The sequence below is a fragment of the Deltaproteobacteria bacterium genome (genome assembly GCA_021737785.1).
Lineage (GTDB): Bacteria > Desulfobacterota > DSM-4660 > Desulfatiglandales > Desulfatiglandaceae > AUK324.
Genome location: JAIPDI010000017.1, coordinates 1 through 13909, shown reverse-complemented (window position 1 = coordinate 13909; position 13909 = coordinate 1). Strand labels below are relative to the sequence as shown.

The following is a 13909-nucleotide window of genomic DNA, read 5'->3' as shown; positions in this document are numbered from 1 at the left end:
ATATTCTGCTATCAGAGGCCTGAGCGAGATGGCAGTTATCTCACGTTTTGGGCGGTGCTGAATCTGTGAGTTATCCAGATGGTATTCCTTTGGCACACGAAGCCCTGACACCACAGTTTCAACACTTCCCAATTGCCCATATCGTTTAGAGAAGCCATCGACAGCGCCCCAGCAAAACGCTTTTGTCCGAATGAACCGACCTCCTGAGAAGGCAGCCCGTACAATTTGCAGCGAGACCGATTCTGTGATAACTTGGGTTCTCAGTACAAGACCTGTTTATATTTTCTCTTCGGATCTGCGAAGGGGTTCAATAAGGTCGGCTTGACTCGGTTATCGGAAAGTGTGAGGAGGCTGTTCTCAATACTGCCTCGGGTTCGGAACCGGGAGCAGGGGAGGATTGAGGCGCATGAACTGGACACGTTTTGTTGCTTTTGTGCTGGCGGCGGGGGTCTGGGTGGGTTGTTCGGACAATCACCATACCGATCAGTCATCTGTAAAGATCGCAGTGATGACGACCGCTGACCTGCAAAGCTGCATCGTTTCTCGCGAGGTCGTTTCAAACGGGAAAACACTGACAGTGGGCGGGCTGGCCCGGATCGCATCAGCCGCAAAGCAGATCCGCAGTGAGGTGGATGGCGCCCTGCTGGTCTCTTCCGGAGATGACCTGTTGGGTTCCTTTTACCGCATGTTCCAGGGCGAGCCCGAGATGGAGGGCATGAGCCTTGCCGGGTATGAGGTCGCCACGCCCGGCAACCATGAGTTTGATTACGGCACAGATATGTACAAACAAGCCTTGACCTTTGCCCAATTCGATCTGGTATCTGCCAATCTTATTGTGGATGACGCGGACCTCTCAAGTCGAATCCTGCCCTATGTAATAAAGGAGGTTGCCGGGGTGAGCATCGGCATTTTTGGCATGATGACACCCGAGTTTTCTTTGTTGTGCAATCCGATTGGCGGTGGGGTCCGCGTTTCTGGGGAGATCATCCCCCTGGCTCAGGGACTGGTGGACGAATTGAGGGGAGGCGGTTGCGATCTGATTATCGGGCTCACCCATATCGGTTATGCCTGGGCCTCCAAACTCGCTCAAAACGTCACGGGCATCGACATTATTGTCGATGGTCAGGATCGGCAACCTGTTCATGAAACCGTCAAGGACACGATCATTATCCAGGAAGGGCCAGGCGGCGAGTATCTCGGTGTCCTTAGATTTACCGTTGAGGGCGGTTTTATCTTAAATCCCACATGGCAGCGGATCCTGATCGACGCAAAGGTCGGGCATGATCCTGAAATCCAGGCCCTGATGGAGGGATACGTCTCGGAATATGAGCATAGACTCGGGCAACAGATTGGCGACTCCACGGTTGATCTGGATGGCCGCAAGGATAGGCTTCGCTCGGGTGAGACCAATTTGGGCGACCTGGTAGCGGATAGCTGGAGAGGCAGGTTCGCAGACTCGGATGTGGCGACGGTCAACGCCGGTTCCATCCGTGGTGATGCCATATACCCAGCCGGGCCCATAAGTTACTTGACTGTAAACGAAATGCTCCCTTACTGGAATGAACTTGTCCGTGTTGAGATGCTGGGTTCTCACATCAAGGAAGCGCTGGAGGTTTCCGCGTCGGCGGTCCGTATCCAAGGAGATGGATGTGCGGACGGAAACCGGGCCTCCACAGGCGGCTTTCTCCAGGTCAGTGGTCTCAGAATCACCATTGATTTTGAACAACCGGGCTTCTGCGCCGTCTATTCGGGGAGGGAGATTTCCGAAATTCTCAATCCGGGGTCCAGGATCGTCAAAGCGGAGGTCTGGCAGGAAGGCTTCTGGGTCCCCCTGGACCCTGCCGAAGCCTATACTGTCCTTGTCAACGACTACATTGCAGAAGGCGGAGACGGGCATTACATATTTTTGAGAGAAGATCTCAAGAAAACCCTTACGACCACGACAGTTACCGATATCCTGGCGGATTATGTGATCCAGCATACCCCCATATCGCCGGGAATTGACGGAAGGATACTTTACCTGAACGGTCTTGATGGGCTCGACTGAACGGTTTGGTGCGGGATCCGACACTCTCCTCTTAACTCCTCCGGGCCGATTGTGTCCAGGTAACATGGTCCTGAGGCGAAAAGCAATTCACGAGGCAGTCTTTCGTCTTACGGGGCGAGAGGTAGCATCAGATCTGCAAATCCGATTGTGTTACGCCGCCACATAATTTTCTGCACCAGGATGGCGAACATATTGAGGCTGTCAGGAAGTCAGTCTGCTGGCAGATCTTTTGAAACCGGGAATTCAATCTCGACTCGGGAGGGTATCCCGCAGGAACGGATTGAGAAAGGAAAGAATACCATGGAAAAAATAAAACTTGGGCCTCAAACACTCCTTTATCCAATGCCGGCGGTATTGGTCGGAGCAAACGTTGACCTAAAAGCCAATTTCATGACGGCTGCCTGGTGTGGTATTGCAGCATCCAGCCCACCGGCTATTTCAGTTGCGTTACAAAAAGTGAGACACACCTTGAAGGGTATTAACGAACAAGGGACTTTCTCCATTAACGTGCCGTCTACAAGTCTTGCCCGGAAGGTGGATTTCTGCGGGATCTATTCAGGTGAGAAAAGAGATAAATCGGGACTTTTTGAGATTTTTTACGGAGTCTTGCAGACGGCTCCCCTCGTTCGCGAATGTCCCGTTAATCTTGAATGCAAAGTGATTCATTCCCTGGATCTCAAGAGCCACATGTTGATTATTGGAGAGATTCTTGAAACATATGTGGATGAGAGTTGCATGACCGACGGGAAACCTGACCCTGCTAAGATAGATCCCCTCATATTCACTGTAGGAGTTGCGCAATATCAGTGCCTGGGAGGTGTTATCGGGAAAGCCTTTCGTATGGGAAAAGATGAATAAGCAGCGTCTGCGATTTTGGTTGCAGGTCAAACCTGAGCCAAAAAAGGCACCCGATTTGACCGCAGAGAGCGAAACAACGGATACATCCTATGATCAACCTTAAAAAGCGGAAAGGAGAAAATCATGTTTATTTTGAAAACCGTGAAACCGGAGGAAGCTACGGGAAAAGTTGCGGAAGCCTATTCGGTGTTTCCCAAGGAAATGCCGGTCCCAGCCCCTCTCGTCCTTATGAGCGCAAGCCCGGAACTGGTCCACCTGCAGAGCGGAATTATCCGGCATTTCATGACCCGCGAAAAACTGGATATGGGCCTCTTGGCCATGATTCGATACCTGTCAGCGGTAGCGAATGACTACACGTTTTGCATTAATCTGAATGCAGGGCTTCTCAAAATGGCGGGCGGTTTTTCCGATGCTGATCTGGAAGCCCTCAAGGCCAATCCCGAAAATGCACCGCTGGAGGATTTCCAGAAGGCCCTGCTGCTTTTTGTTCTCAAAGTGGTCAAGACACCGGAAGAAGTTCAGGAAACCGACGTGGAAAAGCTGCGGGAGATGGGCTGGAGCGACCAGGATATCTTTGATGCGGCCTTCCATGGCACAGCCATGATTGGCGCAGCCAAGCTTTACAAGGCCTTTTCCAGGTAAGCATGAAATTCAAACCTACCTGCCACCCTCGCCACGGTGATGGCCGGCAGGAGAGCCCGTGGAAATAATACCCATCTGCCATCCCTGCCTTTTTAGACATGGCCTGGTCAGGAAGCGCGGGGTAGGCTTTAGAAGCTTGCCCTTTGTGCTGTTGTTGCGCCTGGAATAGGGGGTTATCAAACCGATGTTTCGCAGTCGAATCTTCAGGTACAATCCCCGTGGCAATAGACCTATTGGGCGTGGAATCGCCTGTATTCTGCTTGCCATCCTCTTTGCCGGTTGCGCGGCAACACCCATGATCGGGGAACCCCTGGAGCAGAGAAAACTCAAGGGTGGGACCTACGAAGGAGTCTATAGGGGAGGGCCTAACAAGGCCGTCGTGAGGGTAACCATCGAAGATAACAGGATCGTCCATATTGAAATGGTCGAACACTGGGAGCTAAGGGGGAAGGAGGCCGAATCACTTACCCTCAAAAGGATCATAGAACAGCAGTCAACACAGGTCGATGCGGTAAGCGGGGCCACAAACAGCAGCCTGGTCATCATGAATGCGGTACAGCGGGCCGTTGAAAAGGCCTATTCGGATTAGTCCTTTCAATGGACTCCGAACTGCAGGTCCAAAAGGCCCGGAGCCTTGGTCAGGTCCTCTGGAAATCCGGGACAGGGATATGGGGTATTGAACCGGCTCTCCGGGCGAAGACAGCCTTGACACAATCCCCGGTTATTTTAACCATTACCATCCGGTATGAAAGCCCTTCTTTTCGACAGACTCTTCTTAGCCTCTTATCTATCCGATATTTCATTGTATTTTAGAATCGAAAGCCCGAGCTCGAAATTAGATATCTGTAATTCCGGGTGGTGTTAAATCTTTGAGTTATCCAGATGATGTGGCTTCCTTCACGCACGAGGCTTAACCCGCCCTATCATGATTTTTCCCCGGGACTGATATAGCTTGAAAAAAAAGATAACCAGTTTAGCCTCAATCAATGCTTTTCCCTTTCAATAAAGAATTTCTTTGAGAATATAGCTCATTTTGGTTGCGCCCAAAGATGTTGTGTGGTAGATATCGACACAATCGTTTAAATCAGGATGTTCCAATATGGCTGTCAGAAAATTGCGGTTTCGATTTGGGCTTTCGAATAGCATTTGAATCCTGAAAAGCATCATTCATGCAGGATAATGCAAGTATGGTTGAATCGAAAAATTCGAGTGGATGGCCATTAAGAATGAGTGTCTTATGCCGATTCGTATATCACGACACGCAAAAAGTCTAGGGTTAACGAGATAATGGAACAATTTAAGGACGTGTATTATACGGGCAGAAACAAACAACTCCCCGCATTCTATGCGGATACATAAAATTATTGCTGGACATCAGGACTGAAGCACTAACCATTAATATTAGGCGATTCTCGATGATTCAAGAATGGAAATGTTGCGAATGCGATGCGTCCCTTTTCTATGAGCAGGGCACTGAAAGAAAGCCATGTCCACACTGCGGATCTGAACGTAGGTGTGCTGATGAACTTCTGCGCGAAGAGATTGCATTTTATGACGAGCTAAGAATGAAGGGAAAGCACGAAGGTCGAGGAAAACCCTTTTTTGAAGCACGGGTTGGTCCAAGTTTTTTCTTCAAAGATGGTGTGTGGAATCACGTAGAACAGATCGTAGATCGAGAAAATAATCGTTATATCAAAATAATTAGGAAGCTTGGTACAGGTGAAGTAATTCGACACGACGATAAGCCTCTTGATGAACATACAGAGCACGGTTCCGCCAAACAGCACCGATAGTCTACTGCTGCCAAACCAGGCAGGGCAGAAAGGAAAACTATGGCAATCGGGTTTTGAACAGCCGGGGGAAATTAAAATTAACCATCCTTAACTCAGTCAGAAAAAGCCTTTCTGCTTCTGGCTGTTGCCGTTCGGCTCAGTTTGTAAGAGAATAATAAAATGAAATTTCCTAATAATCTGCGTTGGGAATTGACTGGCAAAACTTGTGGAGAAGGGGGGCAAGCACAAGTCTTCCTAGTCAGAGATAAGAATGCAGAATTTGATGGCGTCTGGGCGCTGAAAGCCCTAAAACGTGGTGAGCCTGGTCAAGCTTACGAACGTTTCTGTAGAGAAATTTCTACCATTAAAAACCTCCGAAATCCGAATATTATAAGCGTTATTGATAATTCTTCACCAGAAGATGATTTTCAATTCTACGTTATGGAGTATATTGATGGGGCACGTCCTCTTGAAAAACTTGTTAAGGACGAGTCCAATCCATACCATGGAGATCCTCTTAGATCACTTTTCCTATTTGAGCAAATCTGCTCTGCCCTCATAGCGTGCGAGAAAGCTAGTCCGAAGATCATTCATAGAGATTTAAGTCCTTCCAATATCCTTATAAAACCAGACCTCACAATAAAAGTGATTGATTTTGGACTTTGCCAGCTACAGGGAAGCGAAACCATCACGCTGATTGACGAGGGTGTTGGCACGATAAATTATATGGCTCCAGAATGTGAATCCGTGTCCGAAGGCATGATCGGAATCGGAGCGGATTTATATTCAGCCGGAAAAATTCTGTGGTCTGCAATCACCAGTCTAAAAGCATTCTCCCGAGAGAATCCAGCATTCAATGACAAATCAATGCCAGAAATGTTTCCCGATAATCCAAGCACTTGGCACCTTCATCATATTTTTGAAAAAACAATTCGTCGTGAGTGGCGTAACCGATGGGGATCCGCTATCGAGGCCAAGGCTGTAGCGAAAAGAGTCCGTTCTATTATCGAATCTGGCTATCCTCCTTTGGAAGAAATTGGCCCCCGATGCCCAATTTGCGGATTTGGAGAACTATCGGGATTCGAACAAAGCCATGCTGTATTTGGCAATCCTAATCCTCGTGGGATCGAATCGAGGCAATGCACGTATTGCGGTGTATGTTTCCCATTCAATTCAGCAAAACGCAAGGAGGCTTTGGGTAGCCGCAAGAAACTTGATTAAAGAAGCCCAACACTGCTGCTGCGGGGGACGGTGATAAAGCGCGCCGCCCCTGAGCAGCCCGTTATGCAGATCGGTCCGTTATTTACATGGCTGACGACGTCAATCATAAAGCTGTTTGCATCTTTTGTGATCGCACTGATAATGAGGTGCGGTTCAATCGCGAGCATGTCATTCCAAAGAGCGTAGGCGGAAATCTATTTCTCGATGATGCCGTCTGCGTCGAATGCAACAGTAGCCTCGGTGCTAACATAGATGCAGAACTGCTAAAGTTACCTGATGTGCTTCGGGCATTTGAAGTTCTCAATATCCCTCACGACCGCGACGGAATCCTAAATCGGCATTTCAATATCACCGGTAAGGCTGCGGACGTGGAGCTACTCTTCGGCAAATCAAGGGGACAAGCTTTTTATTTTCCCGAGCAACGTCTTCGAGACGGTAGTCTCATTGCACCTGAACGCGACTACATTGAATCGTTGCAGCGAAATGTGAAACGCGATAAGAGACTCCCTGAAGTAGGTTTATCCGATCAACACATAAAGGAACTGCTTGAAGAGTTAAGTTCGTCGTACGAAAAGGCACAACCTGGCGATACCATCGAGTGTGTTGAGCTTGGATTGACCCTTCGCAAACGCTCTGACAAGCTCTCAATCAGTGCTACTCCTCGGGAAACAGCAGATCTTTTTCCGTTGATTGCGAAAATCGCTTATGAGATCATGTTTTTTTACGGTGGAGCAGAGTTGTTTAGTGAGGAAAATGTGGAGTTGAGACGGCTACTGTTGACTTCGATTATCCAACAAAAAATACAGAGAGGACTGTCTGTAACGCGAGTTGAAGCCACCATTAAGTATTTTAGCCCGGTCCACCTCATTAGATTGGCATTTCCAGATTATATTACGATACTACGTGTAGCATTCTTTGGTCACATTGAATTTGTGTTGACAACAAAGCCACTTTCTAAAGCTTACGTAAACAATTTGAAGAATAATCTCGGAGTAATAGACTTATATGCACTTGATTACCAACAGGAGCTCGATAAGTCGACGAAGTCATTTTGGACTGTTACTGAAAAGAATGAGATTAACTGCATCGCAGTAACATGAATCTGCATGACAAATCGCATTAACTACGACGCCATCACGCGTCGGCTTTCTTGGGTGCTGGCGGCGGGTTTTGGTGTTGAACCATTGGCAAGGTTGGCAGTAGGTCTCAATGCACGTTATGCGCAAACATTAGGCAGAACTCCTATGCCCAAGGACATCGAGAGACAGGCTGTCATAGAGATACTTCAGGATTTCGGATTCACATCCTCAGAGATTCCTGAAGAACCCCAAAAAGGGCGGAGAGCAGATATACGAGCGACCAAAGGTAACCAATCGTTTCTTATCGAGGTCAAGACGAAAGAGGATCACCCAGAATTCACAGCAGCCCTAAATAGGAGCAACTATTTGGAGATTGTTCCTTATGAGAAGCAGCTACATAGATCAAATACATTTGGAAAGATAATCCGGGAGGGTGTAAGTCAACTTGAACAAACGCCCGATGATGCCCATAGTTTCAAATGCATTTGGTTCAGAGCGATAGAAAGCCTGTTTTCTGATGCATTTGATTTCATGAAAGCCACTCTTTACGGTACAAGGCATCTTCTCGTTTGTGATAAATCGGGGCGTTTTTCGCACGCAAACTGTTTTTACTTCGATCATAACGAATTCTTCAAGTACCCATCTCTTGATGCGGTCGTTCTTGATAATGGAAGAGGGGCCGAACTGAGCGTGAACAGTTTTTCAAGAAGGTTAAAGGAATTTCGCTGCAGCCTTCTATACCAACTATTTGAGTCTGGTCAGGCTCTCACAGACCCTCACAAATTAGAGCAACAAAATGACGTTCTTGTCGCAGACACGGATGTATCGCGAGATAAGGAAGCTGTAGTCAAATACATTCAGGAGAAATATGGTATTTTCGTAAATCCTATTAAAATGAAATCGATGGGAGGGGCAATCCTATACACACCGAAGTGAACAAGGTTAACTCAGAAAGCCTACCTACTTCTGCAGTGGACGGCGCAAACAAGCGCGCCGGCCATGATCAGCTCGTTCCATAATAATTATCCGAAAGCTGAGTAGCCTGGTCCCGAGTTTCTTAAGGATACCAATAATATTCCGAACTTGATTTTCCCCAGCCACCGGGTTACCATCATACAAGAATCCTTGACAATTCAAAGGCCCCATTATTCAAACAAAATAAAGTCAAGATTTAATGGGCGGAGGAGAGCACTGTGGTGGAGACTCAGATAGACCAGATATTCGAAGATATCGTAGAGACAATACGTGACCCCTTTTTGGTGCTGGATTCAGATCTGAAGGTTATCTCAGCAAACCGAAGTTTCATTGATTCATTCAAGGTAACGCGGGAAGAAACTTTAGGCAATTTTATCTATGACCTTGGCAACAAACAGTGGGATATCCCCAAGCTGCGGGAACTTTTAGAAACCATCCTGCCCCAACAGACCGTCTTTGACAACTATGAGGTTGAACACGATTTTGCCACCATCGGCAGGCGTATAATGCTTTTGAATGCCCGGCAGGTTGAACGGGCGGTGGGCAAGGAGCGGATTATCCTCCTGGCCATTGAGGACATTACCGAGCGTAAGAAGATAGAAGACGGCCTGGAAAAGACCCGAAAAGAACTGGCGATCATCAAAAAAACCGCAGATGAAGCCAGTGAATTTGCTGAGAGCGTTATCAACACCGTGCGTGAACCCTTAATTTCCTTGGATCAAGACCTCAGGGTGGTCACCGTCAGCCGTTCCTTCTATGAATTTTTCAAGGTAAAACCTGAAGAGACTGTGGGGCAGCTTATTTATGACCTTGGCAACAAACAATGGGATATCCCCAAGCTGCGGGAACTGCTGGAAACCATACTTCCCCAGGAAACAACCTTTGATAACTACGAGGTTGAACACGATTTTGCCACCATCGGCAGGCGCACAATGCTTTTGAATGCCAGGCAGATTGAACAAGCGATGGGCAGGGAACGGATCATCCTCCTGGCTATTGAGGACATTACCGAGCGCAGGCAATTGGAAGACCTGCTTGCAGAGTCTGCAGGACAGACAATCAAAGAATCAGAAGAAAGGTATAGGATTATATTTGAAGGAGCTGCAGAGGGTATACTGGTGGCGGACATGGAGACCCAGAGATTCAAATACTGTAATCCAGCCATATGCGAGATGTTGGGGTATTCCGAAGAAGAGCTCATAGAGCTGGACGTGACGGATATCCACCCCAAAGAGTCGCTCGATCACGTCCTGGCCGACTTCGAGACCCAGGCGCGTGGTGATAAGCATCTCTCTCCGAGTATCCCCTGCCTCCGGAAAGATGGCAGCGTCTTCTATGCGGACGTCCAAACGACCCCGGGCATCATCGACGGCCTGGAGTGCAACGTGGGGTTCTTCACCGATGTCACCAAGCGCAGGCAGATCGAGGCGCAGCTCCGTCAGGCCCAGAAAATGGAAGCCATCGGCACACTGGCAGGCGGCGTGGCCCATGATTTTAACAATATACTGACCACTATCATCGGGTATGCGGACCTTATGTTAATGGATATCGACACTGAGAAACCCTTAACTGAGGAGATAAAGGAAATCAAGATAGCCGGGGAAAGGGCAGCCGCTTTGACCCGCCAGCTCCTCGCCTTCAGCCGCAAACAGATTGTCCAGCCTGAGATCCTGGATCTGAATAAATTATTGACAGGGATAGAGAAGATGCTTGTCCGCCTGATTGGAGAGGATATTGAGATTCTGATGATCCAGGAATCTGCCTTATGGAAGGTAGAGATAGACCCCGGACAGATGGAGCAGGTGATTATGAACCTGGCGGTCAATGCCAAGGACGCCATGCCCTTGGGAGGCAAGCTCACCATTGAAACGGCCAACATGGATCTGAACGATAACCATTTTGATGAACACGGCATTGTTGAAAAGCAAACAGGCTCTTATGTGGTGCTGACTGTCAGTGATACCGGCATTGGGATGGACAAAGGAGTCCAGGAATATATCTTTGATCCTTTTTACACCACCAAGGAGAAAGGCAAGGGCACAGGATTGGGCCTGTCCACGATCTACGGCATTGTCAAACAAAACAATGGGTTTATATGGGTCTACAGCGAGCCCGGACAGGGTTCCACCTTCAAAATTTATCTGCCCCGGGTGAAAAGAGATATTAAGGCGGAGAAAAAAGAACAACCCCCTGTGGAGAACCTTAGGGGTTCTGAGACCGTTTTGATTGTAGAAGATGACAATAGCATTCGAAAACTTGCGCAAAAGTCTCTCCAGCCCCATGGATACAGAGTATTGGTGGCTGAAAACGGGGAAGATGCCTTGAGAACAAGCAAGGAACACGGGGGGCCGATTGATCTGATAGTAACTGATGTGGTGATGCCCAAGATGAGTGGCAAGGAAACAGCAGAACGGTTGCAAGCGCTCCACCCGCAAATGAAGGTAATTTACATGTCTGGATATACGGACGACGCTATTGTTCGTCACGGTGTTTTGGCACCGGGACTTAATTTTCTTGAAAAGCCTTTTTCACCGGGAGGTTTGGCGCGCAAGGTTCGGGAGGTGCTGGACAAGAAATAGGATTAAATTCGCGCCATAAGTCACGACTAATTATCCGAAAGCTGAGTAGCCTGGCCCCGATTTTCTTAAGGATACCAATAATATTCCGAACTTGATTTTCCCCAGCCACCGGGTTACCATCATGCAAGTATCTTTGAGATTTCCCGACGCCCAAAATTGAACCCAATATTTAGTATCCTTCACTTGTTGACTTTTCAACTTTTCATTTTGTAGCCTTCACCAAATGGGGAGTGCTCAGAGACGATGATCATGCACGTATTATAGCGTTTGGGAAAGCCATGGGATGCCGAACCCTGATTTGGGTAACCTTCATATGCTGGATTTTCGAGGTTATAGACTCCGGTGTTGACTCCTTAGATTCCCTTCAAGGGGCTCAAACACCTGCTCTTGACGCATAAATACTTCGTAATAGCTCGTATTGACAGGGGACCTATGTTCTGTTAGTCACAGAACACTTCAACTGAAAATATAAGGAGGTATTTTATGAAGGAGCTATGTCTAAACGTATTGATAGTTTTTTCACTGATGGTTAGCGTGATGGGTTTTGTGAGCTGTTCTGATGATAATAATGCAGGTGAGATGGGACTCAATTCGATAGGCGGAGATATTACCATCACCAATGCCAAGATTTGGACAGGAGATCCTCAAGATCCTTATAAGACCTCAATGACAGTTATGGATGGCATGATTGTAGCCATGGATGCTGAAACTTCCACCGGTCGAGTCATTGATGCAGGGGGACGTTTGATCGTACCTGGATTCTGGGATGGCCACACACACCCACAGACCCCCTATGTTTTAACGAGTCCGGGTGCCCCCACCCTGTTTGAAGCCGACAGTGTTCAAAAGGTGCAGGATATACTTCGTGAATACGTAGAAAAACACCCCGAAGACACCTATCCACGACTTTTCGGCTGGACGGATGGTGTTTTTGAGGGAAACAGCCAGCCAACGCGTGACCTGCTCGACGAAATCGTCCCAGACAAACCCTGTTACCTGGTTCATTCCAGTGGCCATAAACACTGGACCAATACAAAAGCGCTTGAAGTCGCGGGCATACTTGAAAGCGATCCGCCCGACTTGGCGGCAGGAACTATTTTTCGGGATGAACAAGGTCTGGCCACGGGCTACCTGGTTGAGACAGAGCTGGCCTCCACCCATGGGATTCTGCTTCGCAGTGTAAAAGAACAGCAACCGCTAACGTTTGAAACTCAAGTTCAACTGCAACAAAAGATTCTTGAAGAGTATGCACAATGGGGCGTTACGGGTATCTGGACCAAAGATGGGGATCTGGACATTACTCAGATTTATCAACAGATTCTATTGGAAGACAACCTGCCTGTTCGGGTCATCCTGGATCATCTATACACTCCGTATTCAAAAGATGGCGATATTGAGATGTTTGCGCAAAGGGCTAATGAAATTGCCGGCAATCCCGTTTATGATGGTTTTTTGCGGGCGGACGGCATCAAGATTATTCTCGACCTGCCTTACCACCTTTGGATGCATGAGGCGTACAACGCCAATGGAGTTCCTACTACCGGACATCCGCTGGAGGATATGGATGAAGTACGACGTCAAATATTTGAAGCCGACATAAACGGATTATCAATAAATGTGCTCACCATGGGCGATCGCGCTGTGACCGAGGCCCTGGATGTTCTGGAGGACGTTGCTGCCCTGAACCCACCTCGCACCAGAAGCCACACAGTCGAACATGCGGAGTGGATCAAAGGGTCGGATTTATCACGTTTTGATGAACTGGGTGTGGTGGTGGTAATGAACTATATGGGTTCTTATCCGAGTGATTTTATACCATACCTTGAACAAGTGTTTGGAAAGGAGCGATTGAAAAACCGTTACCAACGGTTAAAAGATATTGTCGATGCTGGAGCAATTGTGGTTCAAGGAAGTGATTTCCCTCTTGCTCACAGAGACCCGATGTTGGGTATGCACGTTATGGTTAATGGAACGGATCTTGAGGGTAATCCTCAGGGAGGCCTGTGGCCGCACAAGAATATATCGATTGAAGAAGCCCTTAAAACCTTTACCGTAAATGTCGCCTATACCGCTAATGAGAACAATCGGTTTGGCAAGCTAAAAGAAGGCTACGCAGCCGATTTTGTAATTCTATCGCAAGATATTCTCGACGCTTCGTTCGATCCATTAGAGCTGGTCAAAGTGAAAGTGAGTCTGACCGTCTTCAATGGGCATGTTATCTATGAAGATTTCGGCGATACCGAAAAATCAGTAGATTACGATTTATGACTGAACACAATCTGATTTCAAAGTTTTTAGATCGTTTTTTCGTAGTGTTTTATTACACCTAGGAGCAGCCCGTTTCATATAACGATAGAAGCCTTTTGTATCATCCAGCCCTGGACTGTAATAATGAGATTCTTATGTCGATCCGTATAAGGACGCGATCGTATTGAGGCCCTTCCCTTGAGAGAGATTTACCAGGCCTGTGCGGAACTGATAGCAAGATAAAAGGAGCAACCACCGATGGCGATCAACAATCACGAACGGGTGGACAAGTTCGTAGGTTGGGTAGAGCGGAGCGAAACCCAACAAAATAGCTGTGTATGTGAATTACTGCATCGGAATGTTGGGTTACGCTTGATAAACGTGATGAAAACACGTGGGTGCTTTTTAGGAGCGTACGGAGAAAATGAGCATGCCTTTCCTGCTGAGCCGCTAACCCAACCTACGGAAATCTCTTGTGTACATGATGGC

General features: G+C 47.8%; 11 protein-coding genes. All 11 read left to right on the top strand.

Going from position 1 to position 13909, the window contains the following annotated elements; translation table 11 throughout:
- Window positions 1-406 precede the first annotated feature (406 nt).
- A complete protein-coding gene (locus K9N21_10055) occupies window positions 407-2047 on the top strand; it encodes a bifunctional metallophosphatase/5'-nucleotidase (GenBank protein ID MCF8144252.1) in 1641 nt (546 codons plus the stop codon).
- Window positions 2048-2347: 300 nt separating this feature from the next.
- The gene (locus K9N21_10050) at window positions 2348-2905 is read left to right on the top strand and encodes a flavin reductase family protein (protein ID MCF8144251.1); all 558 of its coding nucleotides are present in this window, start codon (window positions 2348-2350) and stop codon (window positions 2903-2905) included.
- A gap of 123 nt (window positions 2906-3028) precedes the next feature.
- Window positions 3029-3547 carry a hypothetical protein gene (locus K9N21_10045; GenBank protein MCF8144250.1) on the top strand — a complete coding sequence of 173 codons (519 nt, stop codon included), beginning with the start codon at window positions 3029-3031 and terminating at the stop codon, window positions 3545-3547.
- Window positions 3548-3731: 184 nt separating this feature from the next.
- On the top strand, window positions 3732-4136 hold the full coding sequence (locus K9N21_10040; protein ID MCF8144249.1) for an FMN-binding protein: 405 nt from the start codon (window positions 3732-3734) through the stop codon (window positions 4134-4136).
- 826 nt (window positions 4137-4962) lie between these two features.
- Window positions 4963-5340: a hypothetical protein gene (locus K9N21_10035; protein MCF8144248.1), complete on the top strand. Its 378-nt coding sequence runs from the start codon at window positions 4963-4965 to the stop codon at window positions 5338-5340.
- A 159-nt stretch (window positions 5341-5499) separates the two neighbouring features.
- On the top strand, window positions 5500-6540 hold the full coding sequence (locus tag K9N21_10030; GenBank protein MCF8144247.1) for a serine/threonine protein kinase: 1041 nt from the start codon (window positions 5500-5502) through the stop codon (window positions 6538-6540).
- Window positions 6541-6626: 86 nt separating this feature from the next.
- A complete protein-coding gene (locus K9N21_10025; GenBank protein ID MCF8144246.1) occupies window positions 6627-7640 on the top strand; it encodes an HNH endonuclease in 1014 nt (337 codons plus the stop codon).
- A 6-nt stretch (window positions 7641-7646) separates the two neighbouring features.
- The gene (locus tag K9N21_10020) at window positions 7647-8555 is read left to right on the top strand and encodes a hypothetical protein (GenBank protein ID MCF8144245.1); all 909 of its coding nucleotides are present in this window, start codon (window positions 7647-7649) and stop codon (window positions 8553-8555) included.
- Between the two features lie 257 nt (window positions 8556-8812).
- Window positions 8813-11173: a PAS domain S-box protein gene (locus K9N21_10015; GenBank protein ID MCF8144244.1), complete on the top strand. Its 2361-nt coding sequence runs from the start codon at window positions 8813-8815 to the stop codon at window positions 11171-11173.
- A gap of 483 nt (window positions 11174-11656) precedes the next feature.
- The gene (locus K9N21_10010; GenBank protein ID MCF8144243.1) at window positions 11657-13441 is read left to right on the top strand and encodes an amidohydrolase; all 1785 of its coding nucleotides are present in this window, start codon (window positions 11657-11659) and stop codon (window positions 13439-13441) included.
- A 237-nt stretch (window positions 13442-13678) separates the two neighbouring features.
- Window positions 13679-13909 (top strand): hypothetical protein (locus K9N21_10005; GenBank protein MCF8144242.1); only part of this gene is annotated, 231 nt, incomplete at its 3' end.

Bases quoted from the DNA above. Each gene is read 5' to 3' on its own strand.
- K9N21_10055 (MCF8144252.1), top strand. From the start codon at position 407: ATGAACTGGACACGTTTTGTTGCTTTTGTGCTGGCGGCGGGGGTCTGG.
- K9N21_10050 (MCF8144251.1), top strand. From the start codon at position 2,348: ATGGAAAAAATAAAACTTGGGCCTCAAACACTCCTTTATCCAATGCCG.
- K9N21_10045 (MCF8144250.1), top strand. From the start codon at position 3,029: ATGTTTATTTTGAAAACCGTGAAACCGGAGGAAGCTACGGGAAAAGTT.
- K9N21_10040 (MCF8144249.1), top strand. From the start codon at position 3,732: ATGTTTCGCAGTCGAATCTTCAGGTACAATCCCCGTGGCAATAGACCT.
- K9N21_10035 (MCF8144248.1), top strand. From the start codon at position 4,963: ATGATTCAAGAATGGAAATGTTGCGAATGCGATGCGTCCCTTTTCTAT.
- K9N21_10030 (MCF8144247.1), top strand. From the start codon at position 5,500: ATGAAATTTCCTAATAATCTGCGTTGGGAATTGACTGGCAAAACTTGT.
- K9N21_10025 (MCF8144246.1), top strand. From the start codon at position 6,627: ATGGCTGACGACGTCAATCATAAAGCTGTTTGCATCTTTTGTGATCGC.
- K9N21_10020 (MCF8144245.1), top strand. From the start codon at position 7,647: ATGACAAATCGCATTAACTACGACGCCATCACGCGTCGGCTTTCTTGG.
- K9N21_10010 (MCF8144243.1), top strand. From the start codon at position 11,657: ATGAAGGAGCTATGTCTAAACGTATTGATAGTTTTTTCACTGATGGTT.